The sequence below is a fragment of the Nocardia sp. NPDC004278 genome (assembly GCF_053602975.1).
The window spans coordinates 62,629-89,339 of the sequence record NZ_JBSGEQ010000031.1 but is presented as its reverse complement, the minus strand read 5'-3'; the positions used below and the strand labels follow the sequence as shown (position 1 = coordinate 89,339).

Below are 26,711 nucleotides of genomic sequence, written 5' to 3'. Positions count from 1 at the left end.
TCGATCAGGGCATGTGCGCGATGAAGTGCCAGTCCAGGATCGGGCGGTCGGAGTCCTTATCCGTCGCGGGTTCCGATGGTGCGTTGCAGCAGGATGAAGGCGAGTAGCAGGACGCCGATGAAGATCTTGGTCCACCAGGAACTCAGGGTGCCTTCGAAGCTGATGATCGTCTGGATCACGCCGAGGGTCAGTACGCCGAGTACCGAGCCGAGGACGAATCCGAAGCCGCCGGTCAGCAGGGTACCGCCGATGACGACCGCGGCGATGGCGTCGAGTTCCATCCCGACGGCGTGCAGGCTCCAGCCGGACAGGGTGTAGAGCGTGAACAGGATGCCCGCGAGAGCCGAGCAGAAGCCGCTGATCGCATACACGCCGACCTTGGTCCTGGCCACCGGCAGGCCCATCATGAGCGCCGACTGTTCGTTGCCGCCGATCGCGTACGCCGTGCGACCCAGTCGTGTGTAGTGCAGGACGACGAAGGCCCCGGCGACGATCACCAGCGCGACGATCATGCCGACCGTCAGGAACACGTCCCCGCCGAGCTGGAATCGACGCTGCGCCAAATCCGTATACACCGGATCGGTGATCGTGATCGAATCCGTGCTGATCACATACGCCAGCCCGCGCGCGAGGAACATACCGGCCAGCGTGACGATGAAAGGCTGGATCTCGAAGTAGTGGATAACCGCGCCCATTGCGGCTCCGAAGAGTGTGCCGCCGACCAACATGAGCGGCATGACCAACAGGGGCGGCCACCCGTGCGCGGTCACCAGCCATGCCGAGACCACCGTGGACAACGCCAGCACCGCGCCGACGGACAGGTCGATGCCGCCGGTGAGTATCACGAAGGTCGTCCCGACGGCGAGGACGAGCAGAAAGGCGTTGTCTATGAACAGGTTCACGAAAACCTGCGGGTAGCCGAATGCCGGATATCGGATCACCCCGACCCCATAGATGACGGCGAACAGGGCCGCGGTAGCCAGCACCGGGATGTACCGGCTGCGGTGACCGCGCATCATGGGTCGACGCAACACAGGTCGGACGGCACGGGCTTGGGTCAGCACATTCATGTGTTCGCCTCCGTCGGTGTCGAAATGATGACGGCTCGGAGTTGGCGGGGACGGCGAAAGACCTTGGCACGGAACGCCGGTGACTGGATCAGACATACCGCGATCACCACGACCGCCTTGGAAACCAGTGTCGTCTCCGGTGGTACCCCGACGGTGTAGATCGTGGTGGTGAGCGTCTGGATCACCAGCGCCCCGAGGACGGTGCCGCCGAGCTGGAATCGCCCACCGGTCAACGCGGTACCGCCGATGACGATCGCGAGAATCGCATCGAGTTCGATCCACAGTCCGGCGTTATTGCCGTCTGCCGCGGAGACATTCGAACTGATCATCAGTCCCGCGATCGCCGCACAGCATGCGCAGACCGCGTACACCGCGACGATCAGACCTCCGGCCCGGATGCCGACCAGACGCGCCGCCTCGGCATTGCCGCCCACCGATTCCAGCAGCAGTCCGAGCGCGCTGCGCCGCAATAACACCGCGAGCCCGGCGAATACCGCGACGGCGACCAGGACGGGCACCGGCAGGCCGAGCAGATAGCCGCCACCGATGACCTTGTACGGCGGACTGTTGATCGTGATGATCTGGCCTGACGTAATCAACTGTGCGACACCGCGTCCGGCGACCATCAGGATCAATGTCGCAACGATCGGCTGAATCCCGAAGCGCGCCACCAGAATTCCATTCCAGAGGCCGAGCACGGCCGCCACGCCGAGCGCGATCAGCACGGCGACGGCGACGCCACCGGTATCGGCCTGATCCGGCATGGTGCTGATGTGCAGACAGGCCAGCGCGCCCGCGATCGCCACGACCGTGCCGACCGAGAGATCGATGCCACGGGTCGCGATGACCAGCGTCATGCCGAGCGAGATCAGGACCAGCGGCGAGCCGTAGCGCAGGATATCGATGAGGCTGCCGTAGAGGTGTCCGTCCTGGATGCGGATCGAGAGGAATCCGGGCGTGAACGCCACATTGACGATCAGCAGCGCGATGAGCGCGATCGCGGGCCAGAACAGGTGGTTTCGGATGATCGTCATGAAACCGCTCCGCTCGCAATGGTTTCGGTGAGCCGATCCATGGTCAAGGTGGCATCGTTGACCAGTTCGGCGACCAGCCGCCGATCGCGCAGGATCGCCACCTTGTGACTGAGCCGCAGCACTTCCTCGAGTTCGGCGGAGATGAACAGCACCGACATGCCCTCCTCGGACAGCGAGATGACCAACCGCTGGATTTCCGCCTTGGCGCCGATATCGATGCCGCGGGTCGGTTCGTCGAGGATCAGCAGTTTCGGCCGGGTGGCCAGCCAGCGGGCCAGCAGCACCTTCTGCTGGTTGCCGCCACTGAGGAATTTCACCGGCGTATCTGGATCGGCCGGAACGATCCGCAGCGAGGCGATGTACCCGGCGACGAGTTCGTCGCGCTTGCGAGCCGACAGCGGCCGGGCCCAGCCGCGCGCGGCCTGGACCGCGAGGATGATGTTGTCGCGCACCGACAGGTCGAGGATCAGGCCCTGGGATTTGCGATCTTCGGGACAGAAGGCGAACCGGTGGTCGATCGCGGTGCGCGGCGAGCGCAGTGCCGTCGGCATGCCCGCCACCCGGAGATCCCCGGTGGACGATCGGTCGACGCCGAAGAGCAGTCGCGCCACTTCGGTGCGGCCGGAGCCGAGCAACCCAGCCAATCCGACGACTTCGCCACCACGGACAGTGAGATCGAAGGGCGCAACGGAATTGCGGCGGCCCCCGATCCCCGTTGCCTGGAGCAGCGGATCGCGGCGCGCCACCGTCGCCGGATCCGGCTTCTCGTGCTCGATCTCGTCGAGCGTGCTCAGCGCCGTGCCGAGCATGTGCGCGATGAGATCCTTCTGGCTCAGCTGTGCCACCGGATATTCGCCGACCAGGGTTCCGTTGCGCAGCACCGTGGCCCGGTCGCAGATCTCGAAGATCTGATCGAGGAAGTGGGTGACGAACCCGATCGCCACGCCCTCGGCGGCGAGCCCGCGCATTACCGCGAACAGTTGCCCGACCTCACCGGTGTCCAGCGACGAGGTCGGCTCGTCCAGGATGAGGACCTTCGCATCCAGGTCGACGGCTCGGGCGATGGCGATGAGCTGTTGCACCGCAAGCGAATACGAGCCGAGCGGGGCCGCCACATCGATGTTCAGATGCAGCCTGGTGAGCAGCCGGGCGGCATCGCGACGCAGCGCGGCGAAGCTGATCAAACCGGCCCGCCGTGGTTCCCGTCCGATGTAGATGTTCTCCGCGACCGACAGATTCGGGCACAGATTCACCTCCTGGTAGACGGTGCTCACACCGGCCCGCAGCGCCTGCTGCGGACCGGTGAAACGCACTGGGCGACTATCGAGTTCGATGGTGCCGGCATCGGCGTCGTGAATTCCGGTGAGCACCTTGATGAGGGTGGATTTGCCCGCACCGTTCTCGCCGACCAGTGCGTGTATTTCACCGGGGAACAGTCGCAGGTCCACCTCGGACAGTGCGGTGACCCCGGCGAAACGCTTGACGATGCCCGACATCCGAAGTGCGGGTGTGACAGTCGGTTCCGACATGCACTGCTCCGGCTCAGTACGTCCGGGTGGGCAGCGCCGCGGCGGCCTGGTCCTGGGTGTAGACGCCTTCGTCGGTGACGATCCGCTTGGGCGTCGGACGACCCGCGACGACGTCCTTGGTGATCTCCATCAGCTTCGGGCCGAGCAGTGGATTGCATTCGACGACCACATTGATCTTGCCGTCGGCCATGGCCTGGAAGGCATCTCGGGTCCCATCGATCGAGATGATCTTGATGTCCTTACCCGGCTTCAAGCCGGCCTCCTCGATCGCCTGGATCGCGCCGAGCGCCATATCGTCGTTGTGTGCGTACAACACGTTGATATCCCGGTGGGCGGCGAGGAATGCCTGCATGACCTCTTTGCCCTTGGCGCGGGTGAACTCCGCGGTCTGCGATGCGATGATCTTGAACTTCGGGTCGGCTCCGATGACCTCCTGGAAACCCTTCTTCCGGTCGGTCGCGGGTGCGGATCCGGTGGTGCCCTGCAACTCCGCGATATTCACGGTGTCGTTGGAGTGCTTGGACGCCTCGACGAGCCAATTTGCCGCCCTGCGGCCCTCTTCGACGAAATCCGAGCCGAGAAAGGTCACATACAGCGAGGTGTCGGCCGAGTCCACCGCGCGGTCGGTGAGGATCACCGGAATCTTGGCGTCCTTGGCCTCCTTCAGGACCGTGTCCCATCCTGAGGCGACCACAGGGGAGAAGGCGATGACGCCCACGCGCTGCTGGATGAAGGTGCGGATCGCCTTGATCTGGTTCTCCTGTTTCTGTTGGGCGTCAGCGAATTTCAGCTGGATGCCGGCTGCGGCCGCGGCGTCCTGGATGGATTTCGTATTCGCGGTGCGCCAGCCGCTTTCGGCGCCTACCTGGGAGAACCCGAGTACGGTTTGGTCGCTTCCCGAACTGCCGCAGCCGGCGGCCGTTGCTGCGGTGAGGATAAGTGCGCTGGCGGTGATCAGAAGCCTCTTCAACACGATCGGGCTCTCCCTCGAATTGTGAAACGTGTCGCACCGAGGTGCAGTAGTCCTGATAGTGTTAGCGCTCACATTCGTCTAGTCAAGAGCTCGCACAGCCGTAATCCGGTGGCCACGACCGGACATCCCTTGTGGAGGTCAGCGCGGCAGTCCGGGCGCGATGCGGCGCTCGGCTGTGTGAGCGTTAACCTATGAGGACCGGAACGACTGATCGGCGACGTTGGAAGGTGGGATGTGAGGGACAGGGACGGATTTGCCGCCGCGGATACCTCAACGGCGGTTCGGCCGACGGGTGCGCGCCCGGCGGTCATGACCGATGTCGCCAAACTCGCCGGAGTCTCCCATCAGACCGTGTCGCGGGTGCTCAACGGCAGTGCGAATGTGCGTCCGGAGACCCGCGAGCGGGTATTGCGCGCCGTCGAACAACTCGGCTACCGCCCCAACGCCATGGCCAGGGGGCTGGTCAGCAGGCGCTCGAATATGCTCGGCGTGGTCAGCTTCGACACCATCCTGTACGGACCGGCGTGCACCCTGCTCGGCATCGAACGTGCCGCTCGCACAGCGGGTTACGGTGTCAGCATCTTCGCGCTGGAGACGGTGGACCGCTCCAGTGTGTTGGCGGCCGCGAACAGTCTGGCCGATCAGGGCGTGGACGGGATCATCGTCATCGCCCCGCAGATGGCCGCCGCCGCGGCACTGCACAATCTGCCCGAACGCCTGCTGGCCGTCGCGGTCGAGGCCGGACAGGACAGCGGCTTGCCATCGGTTTCGGTCGATCAGATCGAAGGTGCCCGGATGGCCGTGCAACATCTGCTCGACCTGGGACATCGCACGGTATGGCAGGTCGCAGGTCCGAGTGACTGGCTGGAGGCACGCGACCGCATCGAGGGTTGGCGACGCACGCTGGAGGCCGCTGGCGCGCCGGTTCCGCCGGTCATCGGCGGGGATTGGAGTGCGCGCTCCGGATACGAAGCGGGCCTGCTCCTAGCCGCGCAACCTGATGTGACCGCGGTATTCGCGGCCAATGACCAGATGGCGCTCGGCATGCTGCGCGCATTCACCGAACGTGGTATCCGGGTGCCCGCCGATATTTCGGTGGTCGGTTTCGACGATATTCCGGAGGCCGCCTACCTTTCGCCACCGCTTACGACCATCCGACAGGACTTCGACGAGGTGGGCCGCCGGAGTATGCAGATGTTATTGCGGCTCTTGGAATTCGACGGAACCACCGCCGAACCGGCATCGCCTTCGGTGGTGCCGACGCTGGTCACGCGCGACAGCACCGCGGCACCGGTTCAGCGGTGATGCGGGCTCACGCCGCCGCGCGCTTCTTGTTGTAGACGTCGAATGCCACCGCGGCCAGCAGCACCAGACCCTTGATGACCAGCTGCCAGTCGCTGCCGACGCCGAGCATGGACATGCCGTTGTTCATCACACCCATCACCAGCGCCCCGACGATCGCGCCGACGACGGTACCGATTCCGCCGCTGGCCGACGCGCCACCGACGAATGCCGCGGCGATGGCGTCGAGCTCGAAGTTCTGTCCCGCCTTGGGTGTTGCCGCACCGAGCCGGGCCGCGAAGATGACACCCGCCAGTGCCGCGAGCACGCCCATATTCACGAAAACCCAGAACGTATTGGCCTTGGTATTCACCCCGGACAGCTGCGCGGCCTTCTCATTGCCGCCGACGGCGTAGATCCGGCGCCCGATTACCGAGCGGTTCATTACGAACGAATACAGCACGATCAATACGATCAGGATGACGCCGATAATCGGAATCCCGTTGTAGGACGCCAAAACGAAGCTGAATGCCAGGATGACCGCACCGAGCGCCGCCAACTTGGCGATGAACAGCAAGCGAGGTCCGGCAGGCAGACCGTAGGAATGGCGGCGCTGGCGCACCCGCCATTGCGACCACACCAGGGCCGCCACCGCGAGTACGCCGATGAGCAGCGTCAAACCGTTCAGCTCACCGACGCGCAGCCGGATGGCGATTCCGTTGAACCCGGCGAATTGAACGGCATGCAGCGGTAGCCAATTCGGGAGGTACCCGGCCGCGATATTCACGAACCCCTGCGGGAACGGACCGATCGACTGGCCCTCGAGCACCAGCTGTGCCAGACCGCGGAACAGCAGCATGCCGCCCAGGGTGACGATGAATGCCGGAATCTTGACGTAGGCGATCCAATACCCTTGCCAGGCACCGATTGCCGCGCCCATCGCGACGGCCGCTAGCACGACCAATGGCCACGGCCAGTGCCATTGCACGATGGCGATGCCGGTCACCGCACCGACCAGTGCGCACAGTGATCCCACCGATAGGTCGATATGGCCGTTGATGATCACGAGCATCATCCCGATGGCCAGCACCAGGATGTAGCCGTTCTGCAGGATGACATTCGTGACATTGAGCGGCGTCAGCAGGCTGACACCGTCGGAAAGCTTTGCCGTGGTCAGAATTTGGAACAGCAGCGTGATCACCACGAGCGCCACGATCATGCCGTATTGGCGTACATTGCCGCGCAGTGCGCGGCGCAGAGCCGCCAGCGCGCCGACCTGTTTCTGCTCGACGGCCTTCGCGATAGCCTCGGCGGAGGTGTCGTCGCCGTCTTCCAGCTTGTCCAGTAACGTCATTCGGGTACCACCTCGGCCATGGTGGTTCCGCGTGTCATCAGTTTCATGACAGCCTCCTGTGTGGCTTCGTGTTTCGGGAGTTCGCCGGTAATGCGGCCCTGGCTCATCGCGTAGACGCGGTCACACAGGCCGAGCAGTTCCGGCAGCTCCGAGGAAATGATCAGCACGCCCTTTCCGGCGGCGGCGAGCTGGTGGACGATCAGGTAGATCTCGTATTTGGCGCCGACATCGATGCCGCGGGTCGGCTCGTCGAGGATCAGCAGATCGGGTTCGGTGAAGATCCATTTGCCGAGTACGACCTTCTGCTGGTTTCCGCCGGACAGGTTGCCCACCTTCTGGAATACCGTCGGTGTCTTCACCGTCAGCTGGGTGCGCAGGCGCTCGGCTTCGACGATCTCGCGGTGGGTGTCGATGACGGTGTGCCGGGAGACCGCGGGAAGATTGGCGAGGGTCATATTGCGCCGGATGTCCTCGTCGAGGATCAGCCCGTATTGTTTACGGTCCTCCGAGACATAGGCGATCCCGGCAGCGATCGCATCCCGAACCGACGAAACTCGCAGTACCGCACCATCTTTGCGAATCGTGCCACGAATATTGCGACCGTAGGACCGGCCGAAGACACTCATCGCCAATTCGGTGCGCCCGGCGCCCATCAATCCGGCGATACCGACGATCTCACCGCGCCGGACCTGCAGAGCCGCGTCCCGGACGATCCGGCGATCGGCAATGGTCGGGTGGTCAACATTCCAATCGGCGATTTCGAAGAACACCTCGCCGATCTGCGGATCGGCCCGCGGCGGAAACCGGTGGTCGAGATCGCGCCCGACCATGCCCTTGATAATGCGATCCTCGGTGACCGCCTCGGCCGCTGCATCCAAGGTCTCGATGGTCCGGCCGTCGCGCAGCACCGTGATCGAATCGGCGACTGCCAGAACTTCATTGAGCTTATGCGAGATCAGGATCGAGGTGATGCCCTGCTCGCGCAGCTGCCGCAGCAGCACGAGCAGACTCGCGCTGTCGGTTTCGTTGAGTGCCGCGGTCGGTTCGTCGAGGATGAGCAATCGCACCTGTTTGGACAGCGCCTTGGCGATCTCGACGAGCTGCTGTTTGCCGACCCCCAGGGCGGCGACCAGGGTTTCGGGATCCTCGACGAGACCGACCTGCCGCATGAGCAACATCGCCTGCCGATTGGTCTCGTGCCAGTCGACGGTCCAGCTGCGCAGCCGTTCATTGCCGAGAAAGATGTTCTCCGCGATCGAAAGCTGCGGCACCAGCGCCAATTCCTGATGGATGATCGCGATCCCCGCCGCCTCGCTACCGCGAATATCCTTGAACGCCACATCGGTACCGTCCATGCGCATCTGTCCGCTGTAAGAACCGTGCGGATAGACGCCGCTGACCACCTTCATGAGCGTCGATTTACCCGCGCCGTTCTCGCCGACCAGCGCGTGGATTTCGCCATCGGCCACCGCGAAATCCACCGCGTCCAGCGCCTTCACACCTGGGAATTCCATCGTGATCTCGCGCATTTCGAGAATGTGCTTGGTCATACTGTGTCCTTCTCTGCGTGCCCGAGGGGCCCTCCGTGGTTACGCAGGCTGCCTCCTTCGCGCCCTGACTCGGCCATGCGGGGCGTTCTTCCGGATCGTCAGGCGAAGTCACGCTCGGAGTAGTAGCCGGAGTCGATCAGCACCTTCCGGTAGTTGTCTTTATCGACCGGCACCGGCTGCAGCAGATACGACGGCACCTTCTTGGCGCCGTTGTCGTAGGAGGTGGTGTCATTGGTTTCCGGTGTGCCGCTGGTCAGAATCGCATGGACCATCTGCACGGCGCGTTTGGCGAGGTCACGGGTGTCCTTGAAGACCGTCATGGTCTGCTCGCCCGCGATGATCGACTTCACCGACGCCTTCTCGGCATCCTGACCGGTGACGACCGGCATCTTCTTATCGCCCCTGCCGTAACCGACCGCCTTGAGGGCCGAGACGATGCCGATGCTGAGGCCGTCGTAGGGGGACAGCACGGCATCGATATTCGCGGTGGAGTAGTTGGCGCTGAGCAGGTTCTCCATCCGGGATTGGGCAGTGGCGCCGTCCCAGCGCAGCGTGGTCACCTGATCGATGGCGGTCTGTCCGGAGCGGACCACCAGCTTGCCCGAGTCGAGATGGGGCCGGAGCACCGACATGGCGCCGTTGAAGAAGTAGTAGGTGTTGTTGTCGTCGGGGGAACCGGCGAACAGTTCGATCGAGAACGGGCCCTTGCCATCGCGCAGACCGAGCCGGTCCACAATGTAATTCGCCTCCAGCACACCGACTTTGAAGTTGTCGAAGGTGGCGTAATAGTCGACATTCGCAGTGTCGCGGATGAGCCGGTCGTAGGCGATCACCGCGATCTTGTTCGTCTTGGCCTGCTGCAGTACGCCGGTGAGCGACTTGTTGTCGATCGCCGCGATCACCAGGGCCTTGACGCCGCGGGTGATCATATTCTCGATCTGCGAAACCTGCGTCTCGATGACGTCCTCGGCGTATTGCAGATCGGTGTCGTAGCCGAGGTCCTTGAACTGCTTGACGATATTGTTGCCGTCGGCGACCCAGCGTTCGGAGGATTTCGTCGGCATGGCGATGCCGATCATGCCGCCGGAAGCGGACGAATTCCCGCTGTCCTCGACGGAACACGCGGCGGCGGCCAACAGTGCGGCAACACCGGCGGCGCCGGCGAAGAGTCCGCGACGGTTGATGGTGGGCATGGCACAACTCCTTGACTAGACCTGGACGAACTCGATGCCGGTGAGCTGACAGAAGACCTGCCAGTCGGCGGCGTGGTGGCCGATATTCATGACCTGGTGGTGCGGCCCGCCCGCGGTGAGCCAGCCATCCATGCATTCGCGCACGCCGTTCGCGGGCCGGAACTGGCCGTAGGGCATTTCCAGTGCGGGCAGTTGCTGGCTGTCGAGCACCGTGCCTTCGGCCACCACCATGCGGAACTTTTCGCCGCCGAGCGAAACCAGACAGGCCAGCGTCGCGGGTCCCGGCCGGTAGCGGAACAGGAAGGTCGGCGGCTCGTCGAGGTTGCCGATGCCGAGTTCGCGCCGGATCAGCCGGACCGGTTCATCGGTGCGTGCGATCCGCCAATTCCCTTCGCCCATATGGCTCATCAGGATCGAGTCGGAGGGGAAATCCATCGCGTACATTTCGGTGAAATGTCCGTCGCCGATCAGCTGATGTCCCGCGTAGACCATGGCGGCCGCCATCGCATCACCCTCGGCGCCATAGCCGTAGCCCTTGGCCATCAGGCTCGATGCCGCCGCCAGCGGCAACCGCTGGAACCGGCCATCCTCGCCGATCGCGTCGAAGTGCGTCGAGTAGGCGCCGTAGCCACGGTCGGTGAGAATGCGTTCGATGGCGATCTGCATCCGGGCGTGGTCTTCGCGCTCCGCTCCGGTCAGTGCCGGATCGATCGCGAATTCCCCGTCCTCCCATGCCATCAGTGCCGCCACCTCGTCATCGGTGACCGCCTGGCTGCCGCGGTAGAGGTCGCCAGGTGCGACGAAGCTGATCTCCGGGCCGAGCGCCCGCAACAGCGCGTTCTCGTCGACGCGGATATCGCCCATATCGTTCATGGCGTAGCCGAATACGCCGACTTTCAGCGACCGCCATGCGGTGACTGCCCGCGCGGCCCGCGCCCAACGGTCAACGCGCGCAGCGAATTCCGGTGTGCGCCAACCATCGGTCACCACCGTGAACGGACGCTCGGCGCGCACCATCGCGTTAGCGGTGTCCTGGGCGCCGTGGATGCCCTGGTTGTAGGTCATATCCGCCATATCCCAGGCCGGGGTGACGGAAGGTTCGGGCTGAATATTGGCCAGTAGCACCGGAAGTCGGTTCTCGTTGAACAACCGGGCCACCCGCATAGCCGGGCCGTAGGTGAGCATCACCACCATGACGCCGTCGAGATCGGCATTGACGAATTCGCGCATTACCGCCTCGGCGTCGCGCCGGTCCTTGACGGGGCGGCCGACGGTCCAGTCGGCGAGATCGGCGAGTTGTTCGGCGATATCGTGGGCGTAGCGGTCCTGGCGGTCGGCGATGCCCGGGATCATGTCGTCGTAAAGGGCCTGCATGATGCCGAGTAGGCCGATGCGTGGTTTCGGGTTCATCGAGGACGTACTCCTTTGTCGGCGGCCGGAATTCAGTGCTGGCCGTACACGTTCTGGTAGCGGTCGTGCAGGCTGTCGACATCGGCCTGCGCAATGGGGACCGGCTCACCGAGCTGGCGCGCGATATGCACGGTGCGAGCCACGTCCTCGCACATGACAGCCGCCTTCACCGCGGCGCGGGCGTCGCGCCCGACCGCGAAGACGCCGTGATTGCGCATCAGGACGGCCGGGGAGCGGTGGCCCGACAACGTCGCGACCACACCCCGGCCGATATCGTCGTCGCCGATGAGCGCGAAGGGGCCGACCGGGATTTCGCCGCCGAACTCATCGGCCATCGCGGTCAGCGCGCACGGAATCGGTTCCGCGCGTGCGGCCCACGCGCTCGCGTAGGTCGAATGGGTATGCACCACACCGCCCACCTCGGGCATCTCCCGGTAGACGTAGGCATGCGCGGCGGTATCGCTGGACGGTGACAGATTGCCCTCGACCAGCTTGCCGTCGAAATCGCAGACCACCATCGAATCCGGGGTGAGTTCGTCGTAGGACACCCCGCTCGGCTTGATGACCAGCAACTGTTCCCCGGGAACCCGGGCGGATACGTTGCCCGCGGTCCAGACCACCAGACCCCAACGCAACAGTTCTCGATGCAGATCGACCAGCTGCGCACGCAGGTCGGTAATCACGGCCGCGACCGTTGGCTCAGCTGTGCCTACTGTTCGCTCGCTGCGCTCGTTCATGCGGTGGCGACTTCCCTTCGTGCGTGGTTACGGATGCGCCGCAGCCGGTGCAATACCTCGGTGCCGCCGCGGCCGAAATGGTCGTGCAGGGCTTGGTATTCGGCGTAGATGGCGTCGTAGGCGGCGGCGCGGTCGGGATCGGGGAGGTAGGCGTTGCGGTGTACCCGGCCCATCGCCGCGGCGGCGGTACGGACATCCGGGTAGGCCCCGGCGGCGACGGCGGCGTGGATGGCCGCGCCGAGCGCCGGGCCCTGATCGGAACCGATGATCGACAGCGGTAGCCGCGTCACATCGGCATAGATCTGCATCAGCAACGAGTTCTTCAGCAAGCCACCGGCAATCACGAGTTCTCGAACGGGAACGCCTGCGGTGTCGAAGGATTCGATGATGGTGCGGGTGCCGAAGGCGGTGGCCTCCAGCAATGCGCGATAGATGTCTTCGGGTTTCGTCGCGAGGGTTAGGCCGACCAGGATCCCGGACAGATCGTGGTCGACGAGCACCGAGCGGTTTCCGTTGTGCCAGTCCAGCGCGACCAGGCCGTGCTCGCCGACCCGCTGCCGCTGCGCCAGGTCGCTCAGATGGGCATGGGCGTCCATGCCGCGCGCGGCGGCCTCTGCGTGATAAGCACCCGGCAGTGACGAGTCGACGAACCACGCGAAGATATCGCCGACGCCGCTCTGCCCGGCCTCGTATCCCCAACTGCCACTGATGATTCCGCCGTCGACCACGCCACACATACCAGGCACCTCGGCGAGGTGATCGCTGTTCATGACATGGCAGGTGGAGGTGCCCATCACCGCGAGCAGTTGCCCGTTGTCGACGGCCTGCGCGGCCGGTGCGGTGACGTGCGCGTCGACGTTGCCGACCGCGACCGCGATCCCGGCCCGCAGCCCCGTCCAGCCCGCTGCTCGCTCGGTCAGGCCGCCGGCACGACCACCGAGCGGGGACAGCGGGTGGACCAACTTGTCGACGGCGAAATCGGCGAAGTCCGGATCGAGCGCAGCGAGATAGTCACTGCTCGGCCAACTTCCGTCCTGGTGAATTCCCTTGTAACCAGCTGTACAGACGTTTCGTGTCTCCTGACCGCACAGTTGCCAGACAATCCAGTCCGCCGCCTCGATGAAACGCTCGGCCCGGGCATAGATCTCCGGATCCTCTTCCAGGATCTGCAGCGCCTTGGCGAACTCCCATTCCGCCGAGATCTTGCCGCCATACCGGTTGATCCACGGCTCACCTCGCTGATCGGCAAGAGCATTGATCCGATCCGCCTGCGGTTGTGCCGCATGGTGTTTCCACAACTTCGGATAAGCGTGCGGCCGCCCCGCGAACTCGGGCACCTGACACAACGGCGTCCCATCGGCAAGCGTGGGCAGCACCGTACACGCCGTGAAATCCGTCGCGATCCCGATGACATCGGACGGGTCGACCCCCGATTCGGCCAGCGCGGCGGGCACGGCCGTCCGCAACACATCGAGATAGTCCTCAGGATCCTGCAGCGCCCAATCCGGAGGCAGTTCGGCACCGGTAACCGGCAGGCTCCGATCGATGACCCCGTGCCGGTATTCGGTTACCGCACTGGCGAACTCGGCCCCATCCCGCACCCTCACCACAAGCGCACGCCCGGACAACGTGCCGAAGTCGACACCGACCACATACTCGTCCACCACTGTGACGCTCCTAACAATGTTAACGCGAACATTGTTAGCGCGAACATTCGCCCCGTGTCAAGGAGTCACCGTTTAGTACGTTGTGATCGCTCACGTCGAGGTGTAGCTCATCTCGGACAATGGCCCGAGGCGTCGGTTGTGCGTCAGGCCGCTCGAAACGAGAAGCCCTGGACAATGTCCGTGGCCTGGTCAGCGCGATGGCCCAGCGCTGTGGCGCGACGCGATTCGCGCTGGTGGGCTATCCGCCGCTGAACCTGACCTACACCTACCTGCCCACCGCCACCCGCCGACCCGAGCCACTGCTCGCGCACGGCTACAAACCCGACGCTGCCCATCTGGCCGCGCTGCTCCCGCCCGGCACACCGACCGGAACTGCATTCGCCGGTGTGGGGCCACGTCGGCCAGGTGCCGGGCTATTCCAGCCAGAGCTACACCGACGACACCGGTCACCGCACCGTCGTCTTCACCGCCGCCGTATTCGGCCTGGCCGAACCTGAAACCCACACCGCCGACCAAGCCCTCGTGGACGTCGCCGTCTGCGCGATGCTCGGCAAACCCATTCCCACGGCAACCATGCCGCCTCCCATAGATGTCACAAATTCTGACATTCCATGGCAGAGAAGTATCACAATAATTGCCGGACTGGCATGGAAATTAGTTCTGAAGCCATTAAAATGCACTTCAAATACAGCGCAGGTACACCGTTTTCGCACCGGAGCCAGTGCTCGCGAGACTTTTCTTGACCGGCGTCCACCGCACCGGTTACAAAGAAGTTACCGCTGGTCCAGCGCCCCGGACCGGCCCGCGAGAAGTATGCGAAATTGGCTATCGATGTGATCGATGCGGCGGTAGAATTACCGGCTGCACGCAATACTGTTTGGGATCTCCTCACGGATCCACAGAGCTATTCGAGAGTTTTCACCGGCATCGGCGCGTGCGACCAGTTGGGAATCATCGCCGATCGTCCGCTGTGGCAGTTCCGGATAGGTACTCGGGACACCGGGATCCACACACTGGCCGTAACTCTCGTTGCCGAACGCGGCCGCAAGACCATCGGACTGCACTGCGCCGCCACCGGCAGCTTCGTCGTGATGCGGCTGCGCGACTTCGGGGAGGGCGCCGGGAGACAAACCGCCACGGGTGCCACTCGGGACACCACCACGGGCACTCACGTCAGTGTGACTTGTTTCGCTGCCGACCGCATCCACCCCGGTGTGGCCGGGCTGCGGAAATCCGTCGTCACCGCATGGCTCGAGGCGGGGATGCGCCGGTTGGGCGACTTGCTCGCGGGCACACCAACCTCGGTGGTCGTCAACGGCGAGGACGCTCCGGTGCGGCGGCGTGCCGACGTGGCCCGGCAGATCGCCAGCACCGGGGTGGGGCGCACCTATCGCCTCGACCTTGGCGTGAAACAAATTGCGCGCCTGGCAAAGTGGGGTTTCAACCTGGCCGGCGGCTACGCTGCCGCGGCCGCGCACTCACCGCGGCGGGTCGCGATCGTCGACGATCACGGCAGCCGCACCTTCGCCGAGGTCCACGAGCGCAGCCAGCTGCTGGCCGGCGCGCTGGCCGCGCTCGGGCTCGGATATGGCGACGCGATCGGGCTGCTGGCGCACAACCACGCCGGCATGGTCGAAACCATGGTCGCCGCCGGGAAGCTGGGCGTCGACGTAGTGCTGTTGAACGCGGGCCTGTCGGCCCGGCGGATCGAGGAGATCGTGCAGCACCATCGCCTGGCGCACCTGTTCGTCGACACCGACCTGGAAAAGCTCGTGCACTACCTGCACCCCGGCATCCGCCGCTTCGGCACCGACCCGCACCACCCGACACCCGGCCGCACCACCATCGACGACCTGATCAACCAGGGACACAATGACTTCCGCCGCCCACCCCGTCCCGGCCGGCTGATCGTACTCACCTCCGGCACCAGCGGCACCCCCAAGGGCGCGCGCCGCCCACAGCCGAAGGGGTTCGCCACCGTGGCCGCGCTGCTGTCGCGCATCCCATTGCAGATGAACGAGACCATGCTCATCCCGTCGCCGCTGTTCCACACCTGGGGGCTGGCGGCCCTGCAGCTGAGCACCGCGCTGCGCGCCGCCGTGGTGCTGACCGAACATTTCGACGCCCGCGACACCCTGCGTCTGATCGCCGAAAACCAGGTCACCACCATGGTGGCAGTGCCCACCATGGTGCAGCGCATCCTCGACCTGCCGCAGACGACGCGGGCCCGGCACAACACCACGAGCCTGCGCATCGTGGCCAGCTGCGGCGCCCCACTGGCCGGCGCTACGGTTCTGCAGTTCATGGACACCCACGGCGACATCCTCTACAACATCTACGGTTCCACCGAGGTGTCCTGGGCCACCATCGCCACGCCCGAGGATCTGCGTATCTCCCCCACCACCGCCGGCCGCCCGCCGCTGGGCACGAGAATCGCGCTGCTGGGCCCGGATCAGCAGCCGGTGCCGATCGGCGCGACCGGCCGCATCTACGTCGGCAACCACATGCTCTTCGACGGCTACGTCAATTCGGCGCCACCGGCCGAGACCGACGGCATGCTCGACACCGGCGATCTCGGCTACCTCGACGCCGCCGGGCGGCTTTTCATCGCCGGTCGCGACGACGAGATGATCATTTCCGGCGGTGAGAACGTCTTCCCACGCCCGGTGGAGGAGGCGCTGGCGCATCTGCCGCAGATCACCGATGTCGCCGTGATCGGGGTGCCCGATCACGAATTCGGCCAGCGGCTGGCCGCGTTCATCGTCAAACGCGAAGGCTCCGGCCTGGATCCGGACATGATCCGCACCTACATCCGGCATCGACTCAGCCGGTACTCGGTGCCACGCGATGTCACCTTCCTGCCGGCGCTGCCGCGCGGGGACACCGGAAAAGTGCTCAAGCGGCTGCTGACCGGCATCCCGGCACATCAATCGCCGCTCTAGCTCTTGCCCGCCTGCCAGCCGCTACCCCGCCGCCGCGTGGTACTGCTCGCGGTGCTCGATCCAAGGACGTTGCCGCTGCTCCTCACTCATCGCCAACAACTCACGCAACTTCGCCGATGCCACCTCAATTCGACCCAGATCGGTGGTCGGCTCATACGGCCTGACCTGGCCTCTCGTTCCAGAGTCGGTCCAGCCAGTCGTCCATGGCGCGTGCGGTCAGGTGCGAATCGTCCGCGACCATGGCGAAATGGTCGGTGTCGAGCATGCGGAGCGTCTGCGAACTCGACCACGGGCGGGCCAGCAAGGGTTCGCGGTCGCCGGTAGGCGATGTGCGCCAGAAGTAGGGTTTGGCGCACGTGATGAGCAGGGTCGGGCTGGTCGGGGGGTGGCAGTTCAGGGCAGGTAACAGTTCCGACCATGCGACCATTGCGGTGAGGCCGGCGCCGGTTAGTTCGCCCCATGCGACGTCCATCTCGAGCAGGGCTTCAACCTGTTGCGCGCGTGGCACCTCGGTGCCCATATCGAAGGTGTCCAGCAGGACGAGGCCGCCCAGTTCGATGCCCGGCACTGTGCATAGGTGGGCCGCGGTGGCCTGGGCGAGGTATCCGGCGGCCGAGTGGCCGACCAGCACTATGGGATTGTCATCGGTGATCTCTAGTACCGCCCCGGCGAGTGCGGCGACCGCGGCTGCCGGGCCGGACGGCAGGGGGTCGGCCGAGTCGAACCCGGGCAGGGGGACGCTGGATACTCGCCTGCGGCCGCTGAACGCGGCGGCGATGCGCAGGTGTTGGTGGATTCCTCCGGTAAATGTTGGTGCGCAGAGGAAGACGAGATGCGGGCCCGTCCCCTCGCTGAGCCGGACCGCAGCGGTTGCCGTCGCCGCCTGGTCCGATTCGAAGACGGGGCGCAGCCGCGCCGCTGCGTGCAGCAAGCCATATCCGGCGTTCACCCGGTTCGACGCCACCGCGTCTTTGAACAGATCGACGAGCGTTTCGCCTGCCACGGGCGGCTTGTCGACGGCCGCGCGAGATGCCCCGGGGATACGGGAAGAGTCGTTTGCCGCGAGCTCTTTCATAATGTGTCCGGCCACAGCTGCCGGGGTGCCGTGATCGAACAGCGTCGCGAGTGTCATCCGGATCCCCGTGGTCTCACCGAGCCGGTTGCGGGTCTCGACCGCGGCCAGGGAGTCGAAACCCAGATCCTGGAAACTGCGGTCGGCATCGATCGCGTCCGGCCCGTCGTGGCCGAGCACCAGTGCGAGTTGGGTGCGCACCACGTCCAGGATCAACCGCACCTGGTCGGGCTCGGTCAGTCCGGTGAGGCGCTGCCGCAGTGCGGGTTCCGTGACATCGGCTGTGCGATGCTCGGCGGTTTCGCGGCCTGCGTCGGGGATGTCGGCGATGAGGGGGCGGCGCCGGGCCATGGTGTAGACGGAGCTGAACAGTTCCCAGTCGATATCGGCGATGGTGAGCAGTGTTTCGTCGGCGCCGACTGCCATCTCCAGCGCTTGCATCGCCTGCTCCGGCGCCATCAATCGCAGGCCGCTGCGGTTCATGTATTGCCGCGCGTCGGCGGCTTGCGCCATGCCCGCGCCCGACCAGGCGCCCCAGGCGAGCGCGGTGGCGACCAGACCGCGCGCGCGTCGGCGCTCGGCGAGGCTGTTCACAAACGCGTTGGCAGCGGCATATCCGGCCCCGCCCGCGCTGCCCCAGGTGGCGGCGCCGGAGGAGAACAAGACGAACGTGTCCAGCCGACGCGAGCCGAGCAATTCGTCCAAGTGCTCGGCGCCGATGACCTTGGGGGCCAACACCGCCGTCAGTGACGATGGCTCGATTTCGGTGATCGGGCACTGCGCTGCGACCCCGGCCGCGTGGACGACCGCGGTCAATGGTGTGTCCCCGGCATCTATCGCGGCCAAAATCGCTGCCATATCGCTACGTTCGGTGACATCGGCCGCGCGGATCGTCACTCGGGCGCCCAGACTCGCGAGCTCCCGCTCGAGCTCCGCTGCGCCGGGTGCATGCCGTCCGCGGCGGCTCACCAGTACCACATGTTCCGCGCCGCCGTGTGCCAGCCTGCGTGCGAGCTGTGCACCGATTCCGCCGGTGCCACCGGTGATCAACACGGTGCCGCTGGGTATCCAAGGTTCCGTCGAACCGGAGTTCGGCGATGACGCTCGCATCATTCGCCTGCCGTACACGCCCGATGCCCGGACCGCGAGCTGATCTTCGCCGTCGGTGCGGGACAGCGCGCTCACCAGTCGGCGAGTCAGCGTGTGGTCCCGGTCGGGCGCAAGGTCGACCAGACCGCCCCACGAATCCGGCAATTCCAAACCCGCCACCTGGCCGATCCCCCACATCTGGGCCTGTCTGGTGCTGCCGACGTGCTCGGACGGGTGCACCGCAACCGCGCCGGTGGTCACACACCAGAAGGGCACCGCGGCTCCGGCATCGATCAGGCCTTGTAGCAGAAGGAGATTCCCCAGGACGCCGCGGGACATCGCCGGGGCAGCGGAGCTGGGCAGATCATCCGAGGCGAGAAACGACAGCACGCCGGACAGTTCGCCGGACGCGCTTTCCGATCGGATCAACGCAGCGAGTTCGAGGCGTGTTGTTCGGTCGGCATCAATCGTCGCGGTTCGTGTCCGGGCACCTGATTCGGTGAGGGCCAGCACAAGGTCCTGGGGCAGCGGGTCGGCGGGCGAATCGATGAGCAGCCACGTCCCCGACAACATTGCGTGGCTGTCGGCCAAGGGTTTCCATTCGATCCGGTAGCGCCACAGGTCTAGCGCCGAACGGTCCTTGCGATCACGGCGCCATCGCGACAGCTGCGGTAGGACCTTGCTGAATTGCAGTTCCGGATCGATTCCCAGCGGGGTGGTATCGCCGCGGTCGACAGCTGTCCAGAACTGGTCATCGATCAGGTCTCCGGCACGGTCCGCGCGACCGGCACCGTCCAGCCAGTACCGCTGGCGCTGGAAGGCATAGGTAGGCAGCGCGATTCGCTGCCTACCTGTCCCGAAGGGCGCGTCCCACCTGACGTTCGATCCAGCGACGAATACGCGGGCCACTGCCTGCAACGCCGTCCACGGCTCCGAATGGTCTTTGCGCAGCACCGGAACCGTTACGGCATCCGCCGGTTCCAGGGACTCGACGATCAATGCGGCCAAGCCGCCGTCCGGGCCCGCGATCAAGAATGTGGTGGTTCCCTCCTGCTTTAGGGTCCGGATTCCGTCGGCGAAGCGCACCGTTTCGCGAACATGCCGGACCCAGTACTGCGGTGCGGACAATTCCGAACCAGCCACCGCACCAGTCACATTCGACACCACCCCAATCGTGGGCTCATGGAAGTCGAGACCCGCCACCACCTCGGCGAACTTCGCCAGCATCGGCTCAATCAACGGCGAATGGAACGCATGCGACACCCGCAACCAACTCACCCGCCTCCCCGCCAGCGCGAAGTGATCCACTATGGCGGACACCGCATCCCGAACACCGGACACCACCACCGAACCCGGCCCATTCACCGCCGCAACCGCCACCCCATCGGTCAGCAACGGCAACACCTCCGCCTCAGCAGCCGCAACCACAGCCATCACCCCACCCGCAGGCAACGCCTGCATCAACCGACCCCGCGCCGCCACCAACACCACCGCATCGTCCAACGACAACACCCCCGCGACATGAGCGGCCGCCACCTCACCCACCGAATGACCACTCACGAAATCCGGGCGCACACCCCAGGATTCGAGCAGTCGAAATAGCGCCACACCCACCGCGAACAACCCCGCCTGCGCAAACACCGTGGCATCCAACGCCCCCGCATCCGAACCCCAGACGACGTCACGCACCGAACAACCAAGCTCCACGTCCAACCGCGCGACAACCTCATCGAAAGCGGTCGCGAACGCCGGAAACGCCGCATAAAGACCCCGACCCATACCCAACCACTGCGCACCCTGACCCGGAAACACCAACGCCGTCTTACCCGAGAAGTCCGGTGCGCCTCCTCGCACAACGCCGACCGATGGCTCATCCGCGGCCAGCGCCCGCAATCCCGACAGCAACTCGGCGTGGTCGGTACCCAGCACCACCGCGCGATGCTCGAATCGCGATCTCGTGGTTGCCAGCGACCAGCCAACGTTCGCGGGATCCAGATTCGGCTGCTGCCGTGCCCATTCCAGCAATCGACCTGCGTGCTGGGTCAATGCTGCGCGGCTGCGCGCCGTCACCACCCAGGGCACCACCGAAAGGTTCCTTTCGGCGATGGCGGTGACACCACCTGCATTATCGAAAGCGCCGAACTCACCGACCGGAGCCTGTTCCAGGATCACGTGCGCGTTGGTGCCGCTCACCCCGAACGCGGACACCGCGGCGCGACGCGGGTGATCCACCGCGTGCCATTCCCGTTGCTCGACAAGCAGCTCCACCGCACCGCCAGACCAATTCACATGCGCGGACGGCGCATCCACGTGCAAGGTCGCGGGCAGTGACCCGTGCCGCATCGCCTCGATCATCTTGATCACCCCGGCCACTCCGGCCGCGGCCTGCGTGTGACCGATATTCGATTTGATCGAGCCCAGCCACAGCGGACGGTCCCTCGGCCGGTCCCGCCCGTAGGTGGCCAGCAACGCCTGTGCCTCGATCGGATCTCCCAAGGTGGTGCCGGTACCGTGCGCCTCCACCACATCGACCTCGGCTGCGGCGATCCCCGCAATCGCCAGGGCCCGGCGGATCACCCGCTGCTGGGACGGACCATTCGGCGCGGTCAAACCATTCGACGCACCATCCTGATTCACCGCACTGCCCCGTACGACCGCAAGTACGTGATGGCCGCGACGCCGCGCGTCGGACAGCCGCTCGACCACCAGTACCCCGGCGCCTTCACTCCATCCGGTGCCGTCCGCGGCATCGGCGAATGCCTTGCACCGACCATCCGGGGCCAGCCCGCCCTGTCGCGAGAACTCCACGAACACCCCCGGCGACGCCATCACGGTCACTCCGCCGGCCAACGCCAGTCGGCACTCGCCCGAACGCACGGCTTGCACTGCCTGGTGCAGCGCCACCAATGACGACGAGCACGCTGTGTCCACCGATACCGCAGGGCCTTCCAGACCGAGCACATAGGACACCCGGCCCGACACCACGCTCGACGCGGTCCCGGTCAGCAGGTAGCCTGCGACGCCGTCTTCCTCGGTTGCCCCTGTGCCATATCCGGATCCCGCGACACCGATGAACACACCGGTGTCGCTCCCCCGCAGCGAACGTGGGTCGATCCGGGCGTGTTCCACAGCTTCCCAGCATGTTTCGAGCAGCATCCGCTGCTGGGGGTCCATCGCCAGGGCTTCGCGTGGACTGATCCCGAAGAATCCGGCATCGAAATCGCCCGCGTCGCGGACGAATCCACCCTCCCGTACCGCGAATCCCGCGATATCCCAGCCCCGGTCGGCGGGAATTCCGGACACTACGTCTCGTCCCTCGGCCACCAGGCGCCACAAGTCCTCCGGCGAGGAAACGCCGCCCGGGAAGCGGCAGCCGATCCCCACGATCGCCACCGGATCCGCTGGTCCCGCCGTGGTGGCCGGAGCAACCGATCCGGTCTCGCCATCCGACTGGTCGCCGAACAACTCACCGAGGACGAATCGCGCGACGGCATGCGGCGTCGGATAGTCGAAAACTACGGTCGCGGGCAGCCTGAGCCCGGTTGCGGCACCGAGCCGGTTGCGGGCGTCGACCGCGGTGAGCGAGTCGAATCCCAGCTCGCGGAAATTGCGGTCCGGGTCGATGTCGGCTGCGCTCGTGTGACCGAGTACCCCGGCAACCTGGGCGCGCACCAGGTCGAGCACGACCGGAATCCGATCAGTGCTGGTCAGGCTCGAGAGCCGCTGCCGCAGTGCGAGCTTCGCGGGACCGGCGGTGGCGTCCGCCGCGGGCGGTGACTCCGGCACCAGTTCGCGCAGTAACGGGGCGACCACCCCGGCCCGAGCTTGCGCCGCCAGCGCCCGCTGATCCAGGCGAACCGCGACAACTCCCGCGCGGGCCTGATCCACGGCTGCATCGAACAACGCCAATCCTTGCGTGGTCGACAACCCCAGCACACCAGCACGACTCAGCCGCGTGGCATCGGAACTCCCCAGGTGCCCGGTCATTCCGGTACTCGATTCCCACAGACCCCACGCAATGGACGTCGCGACCGAGCCGGTGCTGCGACGATGCGCGGCCAGCCCGTCCAGAAACGTATTCGCCGCAGCGTAATTGGCTTGCCCGGGCGCTCCCAGGATTCCGGCGGCCGCCGAGAACAGCACGAACATCGCCAGATCCAGGTCCCGCGTCAGCTCGTGCAGATACCACGCCGCATCCGCTTTCGCCGCCAGCACGGAATCGATCCGCTCCGGGGTCAGTGACCCGAGCACACCGTCATCGAGCACACCCGCCGCATGCACCACACCAACCAGGGGGAACTCGTCGGGCACTGCGGCGATCGCCGCTGTCACCGCGTCGCGATCCGACACGTCACATGCCACCACCTGTACCCGAGCCCCTGAATCGGTCAGGTCCCCGGCCAGCTGCGCTGCCCCCACCGCAGCCATTCCGCGCCGACTCACCAACATCAGCGACGCGGCACCCCACTCGGCGACCAGATGCCGAGCTACCGCCGCGCCCAAACCACCTGTGCCGCCGGTGATCATGACCGTCCCAGCGGCCAGAGCTGCTTTGATACCCGCTCTGGTTGTGCCCTCGCTTGCCCCGGCCCGCATCAGCCGCGGCGCATGCAGCACACCATGACGAATGGCAAGCTGTGGTTCCCCGGATGCCAGTACCGCGGCGACGGTCTCCGATGGTAGGGCGCCCTCGGTGTCGTTGTCCACGAGCACGATCCGGCCCGGATCCTCCGATTGTGCCGAACGCACCAACCCCCAGACCGCCGATCCCGCCGGATCCGGAACGTCCTCTCCGGCAAGCTTCACGGTGCCGCGAGTAACCATGAGCAGCGTGCTCGATGCCCATCGCGGCTCGCGCGAAAACGCCTGCAACACCTCCAGCGTCTCGTGCATGGTCCGCCGCGTCTCGGCGGGCACATCGCCACCACGATCGACCCGGCAATCGAGAACCAGCACCGGTGGCACCGCATCGCCATCGATGGAGGTCCAGTCCGCGAAGAAGATATGGTGCGGTCGTCGCGGTGCCGGTATCGCACGCCACTGCACGACATGCAGACCGTCGGCGGTATCGGCAGGAGTTGGCGACAGCCAGAAGCGCTGCCGCTGAAATGCATACGTCGGCAACGTCACCGGCTCCGGCGCGTGCCCTTCGAAGACCGCGTCCCACCGCACCTTCGCCGCACCGACCACATCCACCTGCGCCACCGACGCAAGGAACCGGGTCAGCCCGCCCTCGCCGCGCCGCAGGGATCCGACAATCGTGGTCTTCTCGTCCGCGGCCGCCGCCTCGCGGCACTGCTCGATTCCCAAGGTCAGCAACGGATGTGGGCTGGCCTCGACGAATGTGCGGTATCCGTCGGCAAGCAAGGCTTGCACAGCCTCCTCGAACCGCACGGTCTCGCGGAGATTCCGAAACCAGTACGCCGCATCCAATTCGGCCGTGTCCAGTGCCGCGGCTGTCACCGTGGAATAGAACGACACCTGCGACGACCGCGCCGTGACGGTGCGCGCGGCGTCCAGCAGCTCCGCGCGCAACGAGTCGACCTGGGGCGAGTGCGACGCGTAGTCCACCGCGATCCGGCCCACGTAGATGCCATCCGCGATGCACTCGGCCAGAAACTCCTCCAGTTGCTCGGGTGCGCCGGACACGACCGTCGTGCGCGGCCCGTTCGCCGCGGCCACCGCCAGCCCGTCCCGCCCGGCCAATCGCGCGCCGATAGCGGTGGCGGGCAAGGCAACCGAGGCCATCGCACCGGCGCCGGACACTTCGGTCAACGCCCTGGAACGGACGACCACCAGCCGTGCGGCGTCCCCCAGCGACAGCGCTCCCGCCACATACGCGGCCGCGATCTCGCCTTGTGAGTGGCCGACCACCGCATCCGGCACCACCCCGAGCGAGCGCCACAATTCCGCTAGCGACACCATCACCGCGAACAGCACCGGCTGCACCACATCGGTGCGGTCCAGCGACGGCGCACCCGGCGCTCCGCGCAGCACCTCGAGCAGCGACCAGTCGACCAGTGGCGCAAGCGCTTCGGCGCACTCCGTCATCATCCGCGCGAACTCCGGTGCCGAATCCATCAGCTCGACACCCATTCCGACCCACTGGGAGCCCTGGCCCGGGAACACCAGCACGGTCTTTCCGGTGACACCGGCGACGCCGTTGGCCACGTCCGGTGACGGCTCGCCGTCGGCCAGCGCCGCCAGCCCGGACAGCAGCTGCGCGCGATCCGCACCCACGATGACTGCCCGGTGCTCGAATCGCGCCCGGGTGGTCGCCAACGACCAGCCGATATCCACCGGGTTCGAGTCCGGGCGCTCGCGCACCCATGCCGACAACCGCGACGCCTGGTCCGCCAATGCCTGCCGGCTGCGTGCCGACAGGACCCACGGCACCCCGGCGAGCCCCACCTCGGATGTGACGGTGTCGTCGGTGATTTCGATCTGGGGGGCTTGCTCGAGAATGACGTGGGCATTGGTGCCGGAGATCCCGAACGACGACACCCCGGCCCGCCGAGGCCGACCGTCGACGCGCCATTCCCGTTGTTCGACAAGCAACTCCACCGCACCGGCGGACCAATCCACCTGTGTCGACGGCGCATCCACGTGCAGGGTGGCTGGCAGCACGCCACGGCGCAGCGCCTCCACCATTTTGATCACTCCGGCGACTCCCGCCGCGGATACGGTGTGGCCGATGTTCGATTTCACTGCGCCCAGCCACAGTGGCCGATCCGCGGGCCGATCCTGGCCGTAGGTGGCCAGCAACGCCTGCGCCTCGATCGGGTCACCCAATCTGGTGCCGGTCCCGTGCGCCTCGACCACATCCACCTCGGACGCGGGCACACCGGCGTTCGCCAGCGCCCGCAGGATCACCCGCTGCTGTGCCGGACCATTCGGCGCCGTCAAACCGTTCGACGCACCGTCCTGGTTCACCGCCGACCCGCGCACCACGGCGAGCACCCGGTGGCCGCGTCGCCGCGCCTGCGACAACCGCTCGACGACCAGGACCCCGGCACCCTCCGACCATCCGGTGCCGTCCGCCGCGTCGGCGAAGGCCTTGCACCGCGCGTCGGCCGACAGGCCACCCTGCCGCGAAAACTCGGTGAAAACTGCCGGGGTGGCCATCACCGTCACACCGCCCGCCAGCGCCAGCGAGCTCTCACCGGAGCGCACCGACTGCACCGCCTGATGCAGCGCGACAAGACTCGATGAGCACGCCGTGTCCACAGACACCGCGGGACCTTCCAGACCGAGCACGTAGGACACCCGGCCCGACACCACGCTCGACGCGGTCCCGGTCAGCAGGTAGCCCTCGACGCCGTCGTCCTCGGTCGCCCCCAGCCCGTAGCCGGATCCCGCCACTCCCATGAACACGCCGGTGTCACTGCCGCGCAACGAGTTCGGGTCGATGCCCGCGTGTTCGATTGCCTCCCAACAGGTTTCCAGCAGTACCCGCTGCTGCGGATCCATCGCCAGTGCCTCGCGCGGGCTGATCCCGAAGAATCCCGCGTCGAACCGGTCCGCGTCATGGACGAATCCGCCCGCGCGCACCTCCAGCGACGCGGCGACCTGCCAACCTCGATCGGCCGGAAAGCCGGACATCACGTCCCTGCTCTCGGCCACCACGTCCCACAGATCCGCCGCCGAGGACACCCCGCCGGGGAAGCGGCAGCCCATCCCGACGATCGCCACCGGCTCCGACATCGTCGCCACCAGCTTGTCGTTCGCTTGCCGCAGCACGGCATTGTCCTTGGCCGAAACACGCAGCGCCGCAACAAGTTCGTCGATAGACAGAGCCATCGGCTGTTTC

The 26,711-nt window shown here is 66.0% G+C and carries 13 protein-coding genes; 2 read left to right on the top strand and 11 right to left on the bottom strand.

Annotated features, from left to right (window positions below; genetic code table 11):
• Positions 1 to 56: 56 nt before the first annotated feature.
• Genes yjfF through ACWEO2_RS34315 form a run of 4 tightly spaced genes read right to left on the bottom strand, consistent with a single transcriptional unit; the run spans position 57 to position 4,606 of the window.
• Entirely contained in the window at positions 57 to 1,070 is a 1,014-nt protein-coding gene (yjfF, locus tag ACWEO2_RS34330; protein WP_452409156.1) for a galactofuranose ABC transporter, permease protein YjfF, read from the bottom strand.
• Positions 1,067 to 2,104 (bottom strand): ABC transporter permease, encoded by a 1,038-nt coding sequence (locus tag ACWEO2_RS34325; RefSeq protein ID WP_452409155.1) that lies wholly within the window; start codon positions 2,102 to 2,104, stop codon positions 1,067 to 1,069. The genes yjfF and ACWEO2_RS34325 overlap by 4 nt, the downstream gene beginning before the upstream one ends.
• The gene (locus ACWEO2_RS34320; RefSeq protein ID WP_452409154.1) at positions 2,101 to 3,633 is read right to left on the bottom strand and encodes a sugar ABC transporter ATP-binding protein; all 1,533 of its coding nucleotides are present in this window, start codon (positions 3,631 to 3,633) and stop codon (positions 2,101 to 2,103) included. The genes ACWEO2_RS34325 and ACWEO2_RS34320 overlap by 4 nt, the downstream gene beginning before the upstream one ends.
• 13 nt (positions 3,634 to 3,646) lie before the next feature.
• Positions 3,647 to 4,606, bottom strand: a complete 960-nt coding sequence (locus ACWEO2_RS34315) for an ABC transporter substrate-binding protein (RefSeq protein ID WP_452409153.1) — start codon at positions 4,604 to 4,606, stop codon at positions 3,647 to 3,649.
• Positions 4,607 to 4,840: 234 nt separating this feature from the next.
• On the opposite strand from ACWEO2_RS34315, the gene ACWEO2_RS34310 reads away from it, so the two are divergent.
• Positions 4,841 to 5,911 carry a LacI family DNA-binding transcriptional regulator gene (locus ACWEO2_RS34310; RefSeq protein ID WP_452409152.1) on the top strand — a complete coding sequence of 357 codons (1,071 nt, stop codon included), beginning with the start codon at positions 4,841 to 4,843 and terminating at the stop codon, positions 5,909 to 5,911.
• Positions 5,912 to 5,918: 7 nt separating this feature from the next.
• Here ACWEO2_RS34310 and mmsB read toward each other — a convergent pair whose 3' ends face one another.
• From mmsB to araB, 6 genes are all read right to left on the bottom strand, one after another.
• Positions 5,919 to 7,241, bottom strand: a complete 1,323-nt coding sequence (mmsB, locus tag ACWEO2_RS34305) for a multiple monosaccharide ABC transporter permease (protein ID WP_452409151.1) — start codon at positions 7,239 to 7,241, stop codon at positions 5,919 to 5,921.
• Positions 7,238 to 8,791: a multiple monosaccharide ABC transporter ATP-binding protein gene (gene mmsA / locus ACWEO2_RS34300; RefSeq protein WP_452409150.1), complete on the bottom strand. Its 1,554-nt coding sequence runs from the start codon at positions 8,789 to 8,791 to the stop codon at positions 7,238 to 7,240. Before mmsA ends, mmsB begins: the two co-directional genes overlap by 4 nt.
• A gap of 98 nt (positions 8,792 to 8,889) precedes the next feature.
• A complete protein-coding gene (gene chvE / locus ACWEO2_RS34295; protein WP_452409149.1) occupies positions 8,890 to 9,984 on the bottom strand; it encodes a multiple monosaccharide ABC transporter substrate-binding protein in 1,095 nt (364 codons plus the stop codon).
• A gap of 15 nt (positions 9,985 to 9,999) precedes the next feature.
• Positions 10,000 to 11,394, bottom strand: a complete 1,395-nt coding sequence (locus ACWEO2_RS34290) for an L-fucose/L-arabinose isomerase family protein (RefSeq protein ID WP_452409148.1) — start codon at positions 11,392 to 11,394, stop codon at positions 10,000 to 10,002.
• Between the two features lie 32 nt (positions 11,395 to 11,426).
• Positions 11,427 to 12,131, bottom strand: a complete 705-nt coding sequence (locus ACWEO2_RS34285; protein ID WP_452409147.1) for an L-ribulose-5-phosphate 4-epimerase — start codon at positions 12,129 to 12,131, stop codon at positions 11,427 to 11,429.
• Positions 12,128 to 13,798 carry a ribulokinase gene (gene araB / locus ACWEO2_RS34280; protein ID WP_452409146.1) on the bottom strand — a complete coding sequence of 557 codons (1,671 nt, stop codon included), beginning with the start codon at positions 13,796 to 13,798 and terminating at the stop codon, positions 12,128 to 12,130. Before araB ends, ACWEO2_RS34285 begins: the two co-directional genes overlap by 4 nt.
• An 821-nt stretch (positions 13,799 to 14,619) precedes the next feature.
• Between araB and ACWEO2_RS34275 the strand changes: the two genes are divergently transcribed.
• Positions 14,620 to 16,740 carry an AMP-binding protein gene (locus tag ACWEO2_RS34275; RefSeq protein ID WP_452409145.1) on the top strand — a complete coding sequence of 707 codons (2,121 nt, stop codon included), beginning with the start codon at positions 14,620 to 14,622 and terminating at the stop codon, positions 16,738 to 16,740.
• A 151-nt stretch (positions 16,741 to 16,891) separates the two neighbouring features.
• Here ACWEO2_RS34275 and ACWEO2_RS34270 read toward each other — a convergent pair whose 3' ends face one another.
• Complete coding sequence (locus ACWEO2_RS34270; RefSeq protein ID WP_452409144.1) at positions 16,892 to 26,701, bottom strand: type I polyketide synthase; 9,810 nt, start codon at positions 26,699 to 26,701, stop codon at positions 16,892 to 16,894.
• Positions 26,702 to 26,711: the final 10 nt, after the last annotated feature.

What these genes read in the sequence shown, in the direction of transcription:
- yjfF (WP_452409156.1), bottom strand. Translation starts at nt 1,070, where the DNA reads ATGAATGTGCTGACCCAAGCCCGTGCCGTCCGACCTGTGTTGCGTCGA.
- ACWEO2_RS34325 (WP_452409155.1), bottom strand. Translation starts at nt 2,104, where the DNA reads ATGACGATCATCCGAAACCACCTGTTCTGGCCCGCGATCGCGCTCATC.
- ACWEO2_RS34320 (WP_452409154.1), bottom strand. Translation starts at nt 3,633, where the DNA reads ATGTCGGAACCGACTGTCACACCCGCACTTCGGATGTCGGGCATCGTC.
- mmsB (WP_452409151.1), bottom strand. Translation starts at nt 7,241, where the DNA reads ATGACGTTACTGGACAAGCTGGAAGACGGCGACGACACCTCCGCCGAG.
- mmsA (WP_452409150.1), bottom strand. Translation starts at nt 8,791, where the DNA reads ATGACCAAGCACATTCTCGAAATGCGCGAGATCACGATGGAATTCCCA.
- chvE (WP_452409149.1), bottom strand. Translation starts at nt 9,984, where the DNA reads ATGCCCACCATCAACCGTCGCGGACTCTTCGCCGGCGCCGCCGGTGTT.
- ACWEO2_RS34290 (WP_452409148.1), bottom strand. Translation starts at nt 11,394, where the DNA reads ATGAACCCGAAACCACGCATCGGCCTACTCGGCATCATGCAGGCCCTT.
- ACWEO2_RS34285 (WP_452409147.1), bottom strand. Translation starts at nt 12,131, where the DNA reads ATGAACGAGCGCAGCGAGCGAACAGTAGGCACAGCTGAGCCAACGGTC.
- ACWEO2_RS34270 (WP_452409144.1), bottom strand. Translation starts at nt 26,701, where the DNA reads ATGGCTCTGTCTATCGACGAACTTGTTGCGGCGCTGCGTGTTTCGGCC.